This window comes from Candidatus Poriferisodalis sp., from assembly GCF_965203655.1.
In the GTDB taxonomy this organism is placed as follows: domain Bacteria; phylum Actinomycetota; class Acidimicrobiia; order Acidimicrobiales; family Poriferisodalaceae; genus Poriferisodalis.
The window spans coordinates 195306-209361 of the sequence record NZ_CBDBDD010000008.1; the positions used below are offsets into that span (position 1 = coordinate 195306).

11 protein-coding genes and 2 tRNA genes are annotated in these 14056 nt (G+C 64.7%); 11 read left to right on the top strand and 2 right to left on the bottom strand.

Annotated features, from left to right (window positions below):
- Window positions 1-13: 13 nt before the first annotated feature.
- The 8 genes from ACOGW9_RS09515 (at window position 14) to ACOGW9_RS09550 (ending at window position 8719) form a co-directional block, all read left to right on the top strand.
- A tRNA-Gln gene (locus ACOGW9_RS09515) sits at window positions 14-88 on the top strand.
- A 228-nt stretch (window positions 89-316) separates the two neighbouring features.
- Window positions 317-1078, top strand: a complete 762-nt coding sequence (locus tag ACOGW9_RS09520) for an ABC transporter ATP-binding protein (protein ID WP_419910623.1) — start codon at window positions 317-319, stop codon at window positions 1076-1078.
- Window positions 1075-1788 (top strand): ABC transporter ATP-binding protein, encoded by a 714-nt coding sequence (locus ACOGW9_RS09525; protein WP_419910625.1) that lies wholly within the window; start codon window positions 1075-1077, stop codon window positions 1786-1788. Before ACOGW9_RS09520 ends, ACOGW9_RS09525 begins: the two co-directional genes overlap by 4 nt.
- 22 nt (window positions 1789-1810) lie before the next feature.
- Window positions 1811-2869, top strand: coding sequence for a branched-chain amino acid ABC transporter permease (locus tag ACOGW9_RS09530; RefSeq protein WP_419910627.1), 1059 nt, complete (start codon window positions 1811-1813; stop codon window positions 2867-2869).
- Window positions 2870-2898: 29 nt separating this feature from the next.
- Window positions 2899-4794 carry a branched-chain amino acid ABC transporter permease gene (locus tag ACOGW9_RS09535; RefSeq protein WP_419910629.1) on the top strand — a complete coding sequence of 632 codons (1896 nt, stop codon included), beginning with the start codon at window positions 2899-2901 and terminating at the stop codon, window positions 4792-4794.
- An 87-nt stretch (window positions 4795-4881) separates the two neighbouring features.
- A complete protein-coding gene (locus ACOGW9_RS09540) occupies window positions 4882-5826 on the top strand; it encodes a branched-chain amino acid ABC transporter permease (protein WP_419910631.1) in 945 nt (314 codons plus the stop codon).
- Window positions 5827-5939: 113 nt separating this feature from the next.
- Window positions 5940-6878, top strand: coding sequence for a branched-chain amino acid ABC transporter permease (locus tag ACOGW9_RS09545; RefSeq protein ID WP_419910633.1), 939 nt, complete (start codon window positions 5940-5942; stop codon window positions 6876-6878).
- 146 nt (window positions 6879-7024) lie between these two features.
- A complete protein-coding gene (locus ACOGW9_RS09550) occupies window positions 7025-8719 on the top strand; it encodes an ABC transporter substrate-binding protein (RefSeq protein WP_419910635.1) in 1695 nt (564 codons plus the stop codon).
- 142 nt (window positions 8720-8861) lie between these two features.
- Here ACOGW9_RS09550 and ACOGW9_RS09555 read toward each other — a convergent pair whose 3' ends face one another.
- Window positions 8862-10043, bottom strand: a complete 1182-nt coding sequence (locus tag ACOGW9_RS09555; RefSeq protein WP_419910637.1) for a nitroreductase family protein — start codon at window positions 10041-10043, stop codon at window positions 8862-8864.
- Window positions 10044-10117: 74 nt separating this feature from the next.
- Here ACOGW9_RS09555 and ACOGW9_RS09560 point away from each other — a divergent pair, with 74 nt between their 5' ends.
- Window positions 10118-11260: an acyl-CoA dehydrogenase family protein gene (locus tag ACOGW9_RS09560; RefSeq protein ID WP_419911286.1), complete on the top strand. Its 1143-nt coding sequence runs from the start codon at window positions 10118-10120 to the stop codon at window positions 11258-11260.
- A 24-nt stretch (window positions 11261-11284) separates the two neighbouring features.
- Here ACOGW9_RS09560 and ACOGW9_RS09565 read toward each other — a convergent pair whose 3' ends face one another.
- The gene (locus tag ACOGW9_RS09565) at window positions 11285-12163 is read right to left on the bottom strand and encodes a polysaccharide deacetylase family protein (RefSeq protein ID WP_419910639.1); all 879 of its coding nucleotides are present in this window, start codon (window positions 12161-12163) and stop codon (window positions 11285-11287) included.
- Window positions 12164-12272: 109 nt separating this feature from the next.
- Here ACOGW9_RS09565 and ACOGW9_RS09570 point away from each other — a divergent pair, with 109 nt between their 5' ends.
- Together ACOGW9_RS09570 and ACOGW9_RS09575 are read left to right on the top strand one after the other, a co-directional pair.
- Window positions 12273-13892 (top strand): DUF3179 domain-containing (seleno)protein, encoded by a 1620-nt coding sequence (locus ACOGW9_RS09570; protein ID WP_419910641.1) that lies wholly within the window; start codon window positions 12273-12275, stop codon window positions 13890-13892.
- A gap of 48 nt (window positions 13893-13940) precedes the next feature.
- A tRNA-Glu gene (locus tag ACOGW9_RS09575) sits at window positions 13941-14013 on the top strand.
- Window positions 14014-14056: the final 43 nt, after the last annotated feature.

The window sequence follows — 14056 nt, forward strand, 5'->3', positions numbered from 1 at the left end:
CCTGATCGGGCCCTCGGGGATGGTGTAATTGGCAACACAACTGGTTCTGGTCCAGTCATTGGGGGTTCGAGTCCTCCTCCCCGAACCAGCCCGTTGCGAGCGCCCTGCCGGCACGCGAGCACCCGATGCAAGCGGGGTGGCGCGCTGCGGCGGACCTAGCCGGGCGCATTTGCACATGTCGCTTCGTCACGACCTAACATCACCCGCTGGCTCGGCCCACGTGGGGCTCCATCCGGAAAGCCACGAAGCTGAGCCGACCTGATAACTTGCCTGCGGCCGGTCTCTGGATCGGCACGGACCTGAGGGGGTTCAGCGCGTGGCGTTGCTCGAAGTCCAAGACATCTCTGTGCAGTTCGGCGGCATTCGTGCGCTCGACGATTTGTCGTTCTCTCTGGACGAGGGACAGATCCTCGGACTCATCGGACCGAATGGCGCCGGCAAGACCACCTTGTTCAACGTGGTCAGCCGGATCTACGACCCGACGACGGGATCGGTGACGTTCGACGGGCATGACCTGCTCTCGATGCCGGCGCACCAGATCAGCCGGGTCGGCGTCTACCGCACGTTCCAGAACCTTGCGTTGTGGCGCGGCATGACGGTGATCGAGAACGTGATGGTCGGCGATCACACGAACACCAAGGCCAACTTCTTCACCGCGGCGTTCCGACTCGGCACCCGCAAGGAGGAGAAGGATCTGCGCCGACGGGCATGGGAGGCGCTCGAAGAGCTCGGCCTCGAAGAATATGCCTACAACCCAGCAGCCGGCCTGCCGTTCGGCACCCTCAAGCGCATCGAGTTGGCTCGGGCACTGATCTCCAACCCGCGCTTGATCATGCTCGACGAGCCCGCATCGGGCCTCACCCACCAAGAGGTCGACTCGCTCGCCCAGGACATCAAAGACATCCGTGACCGGCACAACCTCTCGGTATTGCTGGTCGAGCACCACATGCGCATGGTGCTCAATATCAGCGAGCACCTGGTCGTGCTCAACTTCGGCCGCAAGATCGCCGACGGTCCTCCCGATGCTGTGCGCAACGATCCGGAGGTCATCGAGGCGTACCTGGGGAGTTCGTCATGACGGATTTGATGTTGAAGGTCGAAGACCTGCACGCGCGCTACGGGGCTGTCGAAGTCCTGCGGGGCCTCGACTTCGAGGTGCCCGATCGCAGCGTGGTGGTGATCCTCGGCGCCAACGGTGCAGGCAAGACCACGACGCTGCGGGCGCTGTGCAACATGTGCACAACTTCGGGCACGGTCCTGTTCGAAGGCGACGACATCTCTCGGTCCAAGACCGCCGACATCGTGCGGCGCGGCGTCGCCCATGTACCGCAGGGCCGGGGAACATTCCCCGAGCTGTCCGTCATGGACAACCTCAGGATCGGCGCCTACACCCGCAAGGACAACGAAGTCAGCGCGGATGTCGACCGCTGGTTTGAGATCTTTCCCCGGCTCGAGGAGCGCCGCGATCAGCTCGCGGGCTCGCTCTCGGGCGGCGAGCAGCAGATGCTCGCCGTCGCCAGGGCACTGATGTGCCGACCGAGGCTGCTGCTGCTCGACGAGCCGTCGCTGGGACTGGCACCGCTCATCATCGAAGACCTCTTTGAGCGCTTCAGTCAGCTCAATAGAGAAACCGGGCTGACGATGCTCCTCGTTGAGCAGAACGCCAACCTGGCATTGGACATGGCCGACTACGGCTACGTGATTGAGAGCGGCGAGATCGCTCTGCATGGACCAGCCGACCAGCTCAAGAACGATCCTGCAGTGCAGGAAGCGTACTTGGGCGCGTAATCCGTAGGTACGGGGGCAGACCGTGAACTGGAACTTCGAAATCCTCCCGGACTTCATCATGAACGGGTTGCGAGACGGGGCCTTGTACAGCGCTGTCGCGTTGGCGTTGGTGCTGATCTTCAAGGCGACGACGCTGATCAACTTCGCCACCGGCGAGTTGGCGATGATTGGTGCCTTCTTCGTCTACGTGCTGAACATTGAGCAGGGTCTCTGGCTGTGGCTGTCGATCGTCATCGCTATGGCAATCAGCGCCGGCCTCGGCGCGGCGGTTGAACGAGCCCTCGTTCGACCCTTTGATCCTGAGGACCACCTACCGGTGGTGCTCATCACGCTCGGCCTGTTCTTAATGCTCAACGCCTTCGCAGGAGACATCTGGGAGTATCAGCTTCGGGCGGTGAACGATCCTTTCGGTGCCTTCCCGAGCTGGGTGCCCAACGGGAGCGAACTCAAGACTGCGCGGGACGGCACGATCGCGTGCGTCGAGAATTCCGCAGGAGATCTTGTCGAGGCTGGTGCCGGTGCCACGGACGTCGAGATGTGCAACATGGTGGGCCGCACATTCTGGGAGCTGTTTGGCACCCGGATCCACTACCGCACTATCGGCACACTATTGACGCTCGCGCTGGCCTTGATCGTGTTGGCGATCGTCTTGGGCAAGACCAAAGCGGGGCTTGCTTTCCGGGCAGTCTCGTCCAACGTGGAGTCAGCCCGCCTCGTCGGGGTGAACACAGGTCGCACGCTGGGCTTCGGCTGGGCACTGGCCTCAGTGTTCGGAACACTGGGGGCCGTGCTGGCCGCACCGGTGCTGGGTGGCGTGAGTCCGACGCTGATGGCAACCGTCCTCATCTACGCCTTGGCCGCCGCGGCGCTGGGAGGCCTTGACAGCCTCGGCGGTGCGGTTATCGGCGGGCTCGTTGTGGGCCTCATCAAGTCAGTGCTGGTGACGTGGTTCGGCGTCAACGTGCTGGGCCAGAACTACTTCTCGATTCTGGAGCTGGCAATGGCATTCCTCGTGATTCTGTTCGTGCTGCTGTTCCGGCCGACGGGCCTCTTCGGAACCCGTCGCATTGAGCGCGTCTAGCCCAACTATCGAAGGGGAGTTGCCGAAGTATGAGTACTTCACTGCTCGTCGTTTCCAAAGGCAGCACACAGCATCGCCAGTGGCAGTGGCTGAGCTGGGGCTACGCCCTCGCTATCGCTGTGCTGGTGCCGTACGTGCTGCAGCCGTTCCGAATCGGCCAGATGAACCGGGCGTTCGTTTTCGTTGTCGCCGTGCTCGCGGTGAACCTCGTGGTCGGCTTCAACGGCATGCTCGCATTGGGCCACTCGGCATTCATGGGCATCGGTGCATTCGTCAGCGCAACGATGGTGCAAGACGAGCTCTGGGATTACTGGATGGTCATCCCGCTCGTGCTTTTTGTCGGCTTCGCTGTCGGCGTCGTCGTTGGACTGCCGGCGCTGCGCGTCAAGGGTCTCTACCTAGCGTTGATCACCATCGCGCAGGCGGCAGTATTTCCGTCGCTGCTGAAAATCGACGAGTTGGGCATCGCTGAGCGCACCGGCGGGCCGAACGGCCGCAAAGTTGACGAGGTTGTCGACCGCCAGCTCGATGGCGTCTCAAGCTGGTTCGAGTGGCTGCCGGGTGTTGACGGCGTTCGAGGGTCGGCCGCCTATCGGTACTGGATCCTGCTGCTCATTACCGCTCTCGCATTGGCGCTCGTCCGCAACATCATCCGAAGCCGTCCTGGCCGTGCGGTCGTAGCCATCCGCGACAGCGAGGCGGGCGCTGCTGTGTACGGCGTGAACTTGCCGATGTACAAGACGGTCAACTTCGCGCTCAGCGCTTCGCTGGGCTCGTTGGCTGGCCTCATGTGGTGCTTGGACAAGGGCTTTGTGGCGGAGCAGGACTTCACCTTCATCCTCGCGATCGACCTGATCATCGGCTTGGTCATCGGCGGGGTCGGCGCGTTGCAGGGCTCGGTGTTCGGCGGGCTCTTCGTGGTATGGGTGCGCGACCTCACCAAACGCATCACCATCCCGCTCGGCTTCTATGAGCTCGATGGCGGCGGGCCTCTGTCGGCGGCCATCTTCGGGCTGATCCTCATACTGTTCACCTTCTTCGCCCCGGGTGGCATCGCCTCGATGGTCGCGGCCGTCCAGAAACGCATCATTCACGTAGTGCCTTTGAAGCCGAACGGCGACCCGATCACGCCATTGGAGAATCTGGATCCAGGACCGTCGTCGAATCGTGCGCCGATCGCGCTGCGTCTGGCGCTGATCGGCCCGGCTGCGCTGATCATCGGTTGGGTGCTGATGAACGTCGACAACCTGATCGTCGGCGTGTTTGCCTTCATGTTCCGCTTTGCCATCATCGTGCTGGCGCCGATAGCGGTGTTCGTTGCCGCCAACGAGTTGAGGGCCGCGCGGCAGGGCTTGCGCGGCGACCGGTCGGCCGCGGTCGAATCTCAAGCCAGGGTCGCATGCATTCTGGGCATTCTGAGCTTCGCGTACATCAAGACGTTTGCCTTGAATCTTGCCCTGCGAGCCCATCACGTGGGCCACTTGGCTCGTGAGGCGGTCATCGGAAGCGGTGACGAGAGCGTGTCAGCCATCCCGCTGCTGAGTGAGGCGAGGAAGTCACAGGAGTTCTTCGGTACGGGCACCGAGTTCTGTGCGACGTCACCCACCGGCGAGTTTCGGGGTCATGCCGTCAGCGATCTGTGCGAGGTTGCGGGCGAAGCGGTTGAGGCTTCGGAGACCGCAGTCGGCATATGGCTCCTCGGATGGCCCACCCAGAGCATGCTGGCGTTGGTGCTCAGCATCATTGCGATTGCTGTGACGATCCTCGTCGGGGTTCGCCATTTCCTGCGCAGCGGCACCACGTCGGGTTCGCAGCGCTCGGAGGCACTCGCAAGTTCCGGTGCTTCGGCCGAGGTCCGGCATGGGGGACACGACGCTGGGAGCGTCGCCCCTGCAGAGAGCGGCGACGAGCCATCGTCGACGTAGGCGAACTCTCGGGGCAGGCTCCGAAGCCGCTTTCGGGCATGCACTGAGACAAGCACTGGGTCGAGCACGAGGCAGACGGCAGCCGCGATGGACTTGGTTCTACTGCTGCAACGCATCTTCGACACGTTGCTCAACGGTGCGATCTACTCGTCGCTTGCGATCGCGCTCGCCATCATTGTCCGCTCGACTGGTCTGCTGAATTTCGCCCAAGGAGAGATGGCCACGTTCTCGGCGTACGTGGCATTCGTCCTGCTGAGCGGCGCCGCACCGGGCCTCACCGGTGGCACTGTGGCCGCTTGGCTGGGTGGTCCGCTCTCGGTTCCCTCGGCCATCGTGGGTGCCGTGGTGTTCGGCATAGCGGCAGGCGGAGTCACCGAACGGGTGCTGATCCGTCCGTTGCGGCATGCTCCCGAACTGGCCGTTGTCAATGTGACAGTCGGGCTGTTCTTGGGCTTGAACTCATTGACGGAGCAATGGTGGGGCACGGCTCCGAGGGCCTTTCCCTCAGTCTTTCCCAACCAGCCGGACGACTACATCGACATCGTCGGTGCACGCTTGCGGATTTCCGTGGTGGGCACGTGGATCACGCTGCTCGCACTGCTCGCACTGCTAGTGGCTGCCCTGCGATGGACACGGACCGGCTTGGCATTCCGAGCGGTCTCCTCTGACCGAGACTCGGCAGAGCTGAGCGGGATTCGGTCCGGGAGCGTCTTGATGTATGGCTGGGCTCTGGCAGCGGGTCTCGGTGCCTTGGCGGCTGCACTGAGCGCCAACGTCGTCGTGCTCGAGCCGAAGATGATGCAGCGCGTGCTCGTTTACGCGTTCGCCGCGGCGACGCTCGGTGGTCTGGACTCGCCGAAGGGAGCGCTCGTCGGCGGCATCGTGGTCGCTCTGGCGCAGACGCTCATACCTGCATACGTCCCGTTCATCGGCTACGAGGTGAGCGTCGTGCCGGCGCTGTTGGCCATGGTGGCGGTGCTGCTGGTGCGGCCGTACGGCTTGTTCGGCACTCGGCGAAACGTGCGAGCGTGAAGGGCGGGCCTCAGCAGGGCGCGGAATTCTCGCCGGACGGGGTGGCACGCCGGACCCGAATCGGGCCTCTGGGCTGGATCGGAGCCGCAGCGCTTGGCGTCTGGCTTGTGGCGATGCCGTTGACGAGCGAAGTCACCGAGTTCCGCGCCAGGACAGAATTGGTGGTCGCCGTGTTGGCGGTGCTCGGGGTGACCGTCGCCACCGGCTTTGGAGGCATGATCAGCCTCGGGCACGGCGTTTTCGTGGCAACTGGGGCATTCGGGACAGCTTTCGCCGTTGATGACTTAGGGCTGCCGTGGATGGCCGGCATGCTGGCAGGAGCGCTTATTGCGGGCACGTTGGGAATACTCGTGGGAGTACCGGCGCTGCGCATCCGGGGCATCTATCTCGCCTTGGTCACGCTTGGGCTGGCTATGGCATACCAACCGCTCGCCAAGCGTTTTCCGTCGCTCACGGGTGGAGTCAGCGGCCGCGGCGTGGACTTGGAGATGCTGCCGCCATCTTGGTTCGGAACGAGCCGGTGGTCAGCTGCTTGCTACCGCTACCTGATCTGCCTCATTGTTGTCGCGTTGGTGCTCTGGCTCACGCGCAACCTTGCCTATAGCAGCGTCGGACGTGCGATACGTGCGGTGCGTGACGACGACACGGCAGCGGCGGTGTACGGCGTCAATGTCGTGACGATCCGGGTAGGGACGTTCGCGTTCAGTGCCATGGTGAGCGGGCTCGCGGGTGCCCTGAGCGTCGTGCTGGTGCCCTATGTCTCACAAGAGTCGTATCCGCCGCAAGAATCGCTGATGCTCTACGCCTTGGCGGTGCTGGGCGGGCTGCATTCGGTCTGGGGGGCTGTTGTCGGCGTCGCGATCCGCGAAGTCGCCGTGGCGGCCGGTGCTCGGCTCGCCCGCGTCGACGGCCTCGGTCCGATCAGCGAGCTCTTTGACCTCTTGGCAGATGACCGCTTCCTGTTTGCTGTGGCCCTCATTGCTCTCACCTTGGTGTTTCCTGACGGTCTCGTCGGCACAGGGTCGCGGCAGAGGCTGCTGGGCAACGACTGACTGCGCTCGCACTGCAAATTGTCGCGGAATTGACATGCCGCACCCAAGCAGGGCACCTATGAAGCGAAGTAGTTTCGCGACGCACTTGGCAGCCTTCTTTGGGCTTGCCGCGTTTCATTGCATTCACCTATAGGGGGAGATTCACAATGACGAAACGCCGAATCTGGCGCTTGCTAGCGCTGCTATTCGCGTTCTCACTCATTGCTGCTGCGTGCGGCGGCGATGATGATGGCGACGGAGCAGACGCAGGAGCCGGCGAAACCGAAACCACTGCAGCACCGTCCGATGAGGACATGGCTGACGAGGACGGCGACATGGCCGATGAGGACATGGCTGACGACGACGGCGACATGGCCGATGAGGACATGGCCGACGACGACGGCGACATGGCCGACGACGACAGCGACATGGCCGACGACGACATGGCCGCTGAAGCCGACCGGTCGACCCTCGAAGGAATCTTCGCGGAGAACGACCAGCGCCGCGCCGCGACAGTAGCGATGCTCTCGGAGGGCCTTGAGTCCGGCGAGTTCGGTGTCGGATCCGACGGAATCCTGCGGGGTCCGGCGGGGTTCGAAATTGACATGAACGGGTGCCCCGAGGATTGGTCCAACACGCATGGCATCACTGCCGATGAGATCCGGATCGGTCACACGACCGTGCAGTCCGGCACGCTCGCCGCATACGGTGCCATCGGTTTTGGCTGGGCGAACTACAACGACTGGGTCAACGAGAATGATCCGATCATGGTTGGCGGATCTCCGCGCAACCTCACCCTGATCGTCAGGGATGACGGGTACCAGTCCAACCTGACGATTGACTTCGTGAATGAGCTGATCGAGTCAGAAAACGTATTCTCGATCCTGACACTGGGCTCACCCAATACGCTTGCCGTCTACGATCAGCTGAACGACGAGTGCATCCCGCAGCCGTTCGTCATGACCGGTCACCCGGCGTGGGGCGACCCGATCAACCATCCGTGGACCACTGGTCTGCAGCTCTCGTATTCGCTTGAGGCTGATCTGTGGGGCGCATGGATCGAAACCAACCTCGCCGATCGGCTGCCCGTCACTGTGGCGGCCCTGGTGATGGACAACGACTTCGGACTTGCCTACGAGTTGGGCTTCGAGGACTGGATCCACCGCAACCCTGGCGTTGTGGGCGACTTCGTGCCACAGCGAGTCGATCCCGCCCAGCCGACGTTCACCAACCAGATGACGACGCTGCAAGCCGCCGATCCGGATGTGCTGATTTCGATGACTGCAGGCGCTCCGTGCGTTTCGGTGATCCAGGAGGCCGGAGCGAACGGCTTGGTTGAGGACATTCAGGACCGGGGCGGCGCGCTGTTCACACCGTCGGTGTGCAAGGCGGTGGCCAACTACATGGCCCCGCCAGGCGATGCCTCCGACGGCTGGTGGATTGTCGGCGGTGGTGCCAAGGACACCACTGATCCCACCTACACCGGCGAGCCGTTCATTACGTGGTTGAACGCCAACCTCGAAGCCGGCGGCCTCGACCCGTCGAATTCACTGAATGGCGTGGGCTACTTCTACGGCTACCCGTACGTTGAGGCACTGCGCGTTGCTGCTGATTTGCCAGGCGGCCTGACCCGCACGAACTTCATCTTGGCGGTGCGGTCGCTGAGCATCTATCACCCGCTGCTGTTCGACGGCATCGCAGCCGAGTTCAACGGCGCCGAGGATGCGTACTTCATCGAGGGCACCGACTTCAGCCAGTTCGATGTCGAATCCCAGTCGTGGGTCGTCGTCGGCGACCCCATTGACTTCAATGGCCAGTCGCCGCTCTGTCCATTCGACAGGGGCACGAACTCCTGCGGCTAGACGAGCTTCGCGCTTGAGCGAACACAGCTGACCTCCGGGTCAGCACGAAGGGGCCGGCGGGCAACAGCCCGCCGGCCCTCTCGCGTCATTGGCTCGTGCGTCTCGACAGTTGTGCGTTCGCGTGCCCAGTAGGCGTAGCGGCTCAGTCGTTGTCGACGATGGCCTTGACACCCTCGACGACTCGCTGCATGTTGGCCCGCAGCACGTCCCGGCGCCGGTTCAGCACCCGCTGCTCCTTGGCGGGGTCGCGCAAGGCCATGGGCACCGTGCCGTTGTTCTCCTGGCCGATCAGCATCGAGAACCGCAGCCGGCTCCCGCCGCCTTGTTCGGCGAGGTCGAAGCGCCACACCGCCCCGGGATTCTCGGTGTCGGTGACGCGCCATTCGAATGCGGTGCGCTCCTCCCATGCGGTGACGATGCAGTCGGTTTCCCAGTCGAAGACATCGGGGATGGAGTTGCGGCCACGGAACGTCGAGCCCACACCCGGATCACCCTCTGAACTCCATTCGGCGCCCTGGAATTCCTCCGAGAACTGCGCCGGCATGTTGATGTCGGTGATGACCTCCCACACGGCGCGCGGTCGGGCGTCGGTGTCGATCTCGACGACCACGCCCTGCCCATCGGCCACCCGGGCGGTGCCGTTGTCGCTGGGCCGCTGGCGGGTGAAGCCCCACTGGTCGAAGTAGGTGATCTCGCTCGCCGGTCGGCGGGGGGCAGGCGAGAAGTCGGTTCCCTTGGTGTAGGCCACCGGAAAGCACACCAGCGTGGTGAGGCCCGGCGGCATGCCCAGCAGCTCGGCCACCTCGTCGGACTTGTTGTTGAGCATGGTGGCGTAGGCGGTGCCGAGGCCGCGGGAGCGCAGCGCCAGGTTGAAGCTCCACGCTGAGGGGATGGCGCTGTCGAACAGCCCCGGCCGGCCGCTGTCGTCGTGAATGCCCCAGATCGCCAGCATGACGAGGGCAGGGGCCTTCGCGTAGTTCTCCACGAGGTAGGCGCTGGAGCTGACGATGTGCTCCTTGGGATGGCCGGTGCCGTCGAGCCGCCCCCGGGCGTTGATGAAGATGGTGCCCACCTCGGCGTAGAGCTCGCCGAGCCGGTCTTTGAGGTCTTGGTCGCGGATCACGATCCAGCGGCGGCTCGCATCGTTGCCGCCCGTCGGGGCCTGCTCCGCGAGGTCGATGCACTCGAAGATGAGCTCGTCGCTGACCCAGCGGTCGAAGTCGAGCCGCTTGCGCACTGCCCGGGTGGTGGTGAGCAGGCGATCCACCTGGTCGAGGTCGAAACCGGCCTCGGAGGTGCGTTCCCCGGAATCAGAATTCTGCATTTCGGTACCCTAAGTCGCCGCTGTACGGCGGTGCCGAGCCCCTGTATCCCGTGGCCGAACCCGAGGAGGGCGCAGTGCAGTTGACCGACGAGCAGCAGCAGATCCGCGATGTGGCGAGAGCATTCGCGCAGCGCGAGATCGCGCCGTTCGCCGCAGAGTGGGACCGGGCCGGCGGGGCGCCCCGCGAGCTCTACGCCAAGATGGCCGACGTCGGGCTCATGGGGGTGATGATCGACCCGTGCTGGGGCGGCGCGGGTGCCGACTTCGTGTCGTACGCGCTGGCCATCGAGGAGGTCTCCGCTGCCGACGGCGGCATCAGCAACATGATGGCGGCGAACAACTCGCCGGTCGCCGTGGCGGTCCAGCAGTCGGGCACCGACCAGCAGAAACGCGACTACCTCACCAAGCTCACCAGCGGCGAGTGGCTGGGCTGCATCCACCTCACCGAGCCCCACACCGGCTCCGACGCTGCGGCCATCCGCACCCGGGCCACCCGAGACGGCGACGAGTACGTCCTCAACGGCCACAAGGCGTTCATCACCGCGGGCTCGACGGCCGATGTGGCGATGATCGTGGCGGTGACCGATCCGAGCGCCGGCAAGCGGGGCATGACCACGTTCATCACGCCCACCGACAACCCCGGCTACCGCGTGATCGCCAAGGAGGAAAAGCTCGGCCACCGCACCAACGACACCTGCCAGGTGGTCTTCGAGGACATGCGCGTTCCCGCAAGCGATGTCCTCGGCGAGATCGGACGCGGGCTCGGCATTGCGCTGGGCAACCTGTCGCTGGGCCGCATCGGCGCCGCGGCCCAAGCCACCGGCGGCGCACGGGCTGCGTTCAAGGCCGCACATTCCTATGCCCAGGAGCGCGAGACCTTCGGGCGCCCCATCGTCGAGCACCAGGCGATCTCGTTCACGCTGGCCGAGATGGCCACCCAGATCGAGGCGGCACGTCAGCTCTACCTGCACGCGGCGCAGATGCGCGATCAGGGCCTCGAATGCGCCCGCGAGGCCTCGATGGCGAAGCTGTTCGCGTCGGAGATGGCCGAGCGGGTGGCGTCGAAAGCCATCCAGATCCACGGCGGATACGGCTTCCTGAACGACTACCCGGTGGAGAAGATCTACCGCGACGTGCGGGTGTACCAGATCTACGAGGGCACCTCGGAGGTCCAGAAGCTGCTGATCAGCCGCATGCTCGACGGCGTCGAGGGCTAGGGGCCCGGCGGCCGGGGGCGGCTACTACTCGATGCCGAGCTGCCGCCCGCCCCGCCAGGCGTCGGCCACGTCGCACATGCGGGTGTAGCTCACGCCGAGATCGGTCATCTGTTCGATCCAGCGTTCCATCTCGTACAGGCGACCGCCGCGGCCGATCGCCTGCGGATGGAAGGTGACCGTGCACACGCCGTGCCGCACCTCGCTGGTCATCCACTTCACATCGGAAAGAAACCCATCGAACATGGCGGCGGGATTCTCCAGCCCGGTCAGGATCGTGTTCTTGAACGTCACGAACTCGAGGTGGACGTAGTCGTCGAGGTGCCAGCTGAACGGCAGCTCCACGAGGTCGACCTGCTCGCCGAACTCCATCGGCCCGTCCAGCGGGAACTGATCGCCGGTGCGCAGCCAGTAGGGCGCGTAGTCGTGGCCCATCAGCGACGAGTCGTAGCTGAGGCCGAATTCCATCAGCAGGTCGATGGTCCAGGGGTTGATGTCGCCCGACGGCGCCCGGTAGCCCTTGGGCGGAGCGCCGGTGAGCGATTCGATCTGCGCGAAGGTCCGCTCGAGGATCGCTCGCTCCTCGTCCTCGCTGAGCCGGGGGTTGTACTCGTGGGCGTAGCCGTGCAGTCCCACTTCGCATCCGGCGTCGACCACCATGCGGGCTGCGTCGGGATAGGTGTCGATGGAGTGGCCTGGGATGAAGAAGGTGCTCGGAATGTTGTGGCGGGCGAGCAGCTTGAGGATCCGCGGCACGGCGACGGCGCCGAATTCGCCGCGTGAGATGGGCGTGGGGGTGGTCTGGCGGCGGGCGATCCACAATGACGGCCCGTCGAAGTCGAACGTAAGGCAGACGTAGCCCGCAGGATTGTCAGGTATCGCCCCGTTGCTTGCGCCGTTGTCCATCGCGATTCCCCCTTGGCGGTGCCGCTGATTCGGCCACCCATGGGTGTCGTTCTAGCCCAATCGGCCTGACCGTGGCGCTGCGAAGGGCTGCCATAGGCTCGGCCGCCGTATGCGAAAGCTGATCTGCGCAGCCGTGGCGGTGAGCGTGCTTGCCGCCGCGTGCTCGCCCTCCTCCGGTGAGGGCGAGAGTTCCGCTGCGACAGACCCTCCTGCGACATCCTCGCCATCTGACGAATCGGCAGACGGTGCTGCAGACTCAGACGCTGCCGGCGATGTGGCGCCACCCGACACGACGTCGCCCGGATCCGTGCCGACGACGCAGCCGTTCATTCCCGATACCGCCGACGGGCGGCCGTTTCTCGAACTGACGCTGCTGGAGAAGATCGACGAGTTCCTGGTACGGCCCAACACCACCTTTGCGGCGATCATCGCTGATGAGATGGGCAGGAGCGGCGAACAGCGCTGGGTTGCTTGGACTCTGGATCTGCTGCGCGTCGGCGGCTCGCGGGAAGTGTCCGACGTCGCGATGAGAGCACTGCAGGCACTCACCGGAATTGAGAGCGCCGACGATCCCATCACTGACTATGTCCGGTATGGCTCGTGGTACCGCTCTCACGGCATTGATCCCGGCGACGACTACGGGAACTTCAAGCGAACGTTGTACGCATACCTCGACTCTCAGTACGACGAGATATTGGCCCAGGTCACCGACCGGGTGACGCTCGGGGCGGTCCAGTGGGGCGGGGTGCGACGGGGCGGCATCCCCGAGCTGAACAACCCTGAGCGGCTGACCCCTGCTCAAGCAGATTTCATGACCCCCGAAGAACTCGTGCTGGGCTTCGTCATCGGCAACGAGTCGGGTGCGTATCCGGTGCGGTTCCTGGCGCGCCACGAGCTGGCGAACGACGTGGTGGGCGGTGTACCGGTAGCACTCGGCTACTGCACCCTGTGCCTCACAGCGCTCATGTTCGACCGGCGGCTGCCCAGCGGCGACGTGCTGACGTTCCAGACGTCGGGCCTGCTGATGGACTCGAACAAGATCATGATCGACAACGAGACCGAGAGCCTGTGGAACCACCTCTCGGGCACGGCGTTCGCCGGCCCGCTGGCCGGCACCAAGCTGGAGCAGTTCCCGGTGGCCACGGCGCGCTGGTCGGACTGGCTGGCCGATCATCCCGACACGTTCACGCTCGACACGCCGCCGCCGACCTTCTTCCCCGAGACGCCGGAGCGTCCGCCGATCAGCTATGACTACACGCCCGGCGCGGCCTACCGGTCGTACTACTCCAGCGAGGACCTGTGGTTCCCCACCTTCGAGACGCCCGACGTGTTCGAGCTGAAGGAGGAGGTGGTCACCGTCGACCGCGGCGGTCACGCCCTGGCGCTGAGGCTCGCAGCGCTCGAAGGCATGGACCCCTTCGTCTACTGGCTCGGCGACGAGCCGCTCGTGATCGTGCCAAACCAAGGCGGTGCCAGGGTGTACAGCGCCGCGGACGTAGCGGGTGTACCCCGCGAAGCATGGCGTCACCTCGCCCCCGTCGAGGTAGTACCCGGGGGAGTGCTGCACGACGAGCTGCGCATCAGCCGCGTCGACGGCCACACGCTCGTCGACCCCAGCCTGCTGATCGACGTCAGGCTGCCGCGCATCGTCTCGTCGCAGTCGTTCTGGTTCGCCTGGTACGGCCTCCACCCCGACACCGAGACCTGGCCTCCCGCCGACGAGCGCTAGCGGCCAGTTCTGGGGCGGTGGCTATGCTGGCAAGCCGCATCTCAACCAGCCCCCATCGTCTAGCGGCCAAGGACACCACCCTCTCAAGGTGGCGGCACGGGTTCGAATCCCGTTGGGGGTGCGCCATGTCCGCTCGATCCGGGTGGCTCGGTGGGCGTCGGTCC

Bases quoted from the DNA above. Each gene is read 5' to 3' on its own strand.
- ACOGW9_RS09525 (WP_419910625.1), top strand. From the start codon at position 1,075: ATGACGGATTTGATGTTGAAGGTCGAAGACCTGCACGCGCGCTACGGG.
- ACOGW9_RS09535 (WP_419910629.1), top strand. From the start codon at position 2,899: ATGAGTACTTCACTGCTCGTCGTTTCCAAAGGCAGCACACAGCATCGC.
- ACOGW9_RS09540 (WP_419910631.1), top strand. From the start codon at position 4,882: ATGGACTTGGTTCTACTGCTGCAACGCATCTTCGACACGTTGCTCAAC.
- ACOGW9_RS09545 (WP_419910633.1), top strand. From the start codon at position 5,940: ATGCCGTTGACGAGCGAAGTCACCGAGTTCCGCGCCAGGACAGAATTG.
- ACOGW9_RS09550 (WP_419910635.1), top strand. From the start codon at position 7,025: ATGACGAAACGCCGAATCTGGCGCTTGCTAGCGCTGCTATTCGCGTTC.
- ACOGW9_RS09555 (WP_419910637.1), bottom strand. From the start codon at position 10,043: ATGCAGAATTCTGATTCCGGGGAACGCACCTCCGAGGCCGGTTTCGAC.
- ACOGW9_RS09565 (WP_419910639.1), bottom strand. From the start codon at position 12,163: ATGGACAACGGCGCAAGCAACGGGGCGATACCTGACAATCCTGCGGGC.
- ACOGW9_RS09570 (WP_419910641.1), top strand. From the start codon at position 12,273: ATGCGAAAGCTGATCTGCGCAGCCGTGGCGGTGAGCGTGCTTGCCGCC.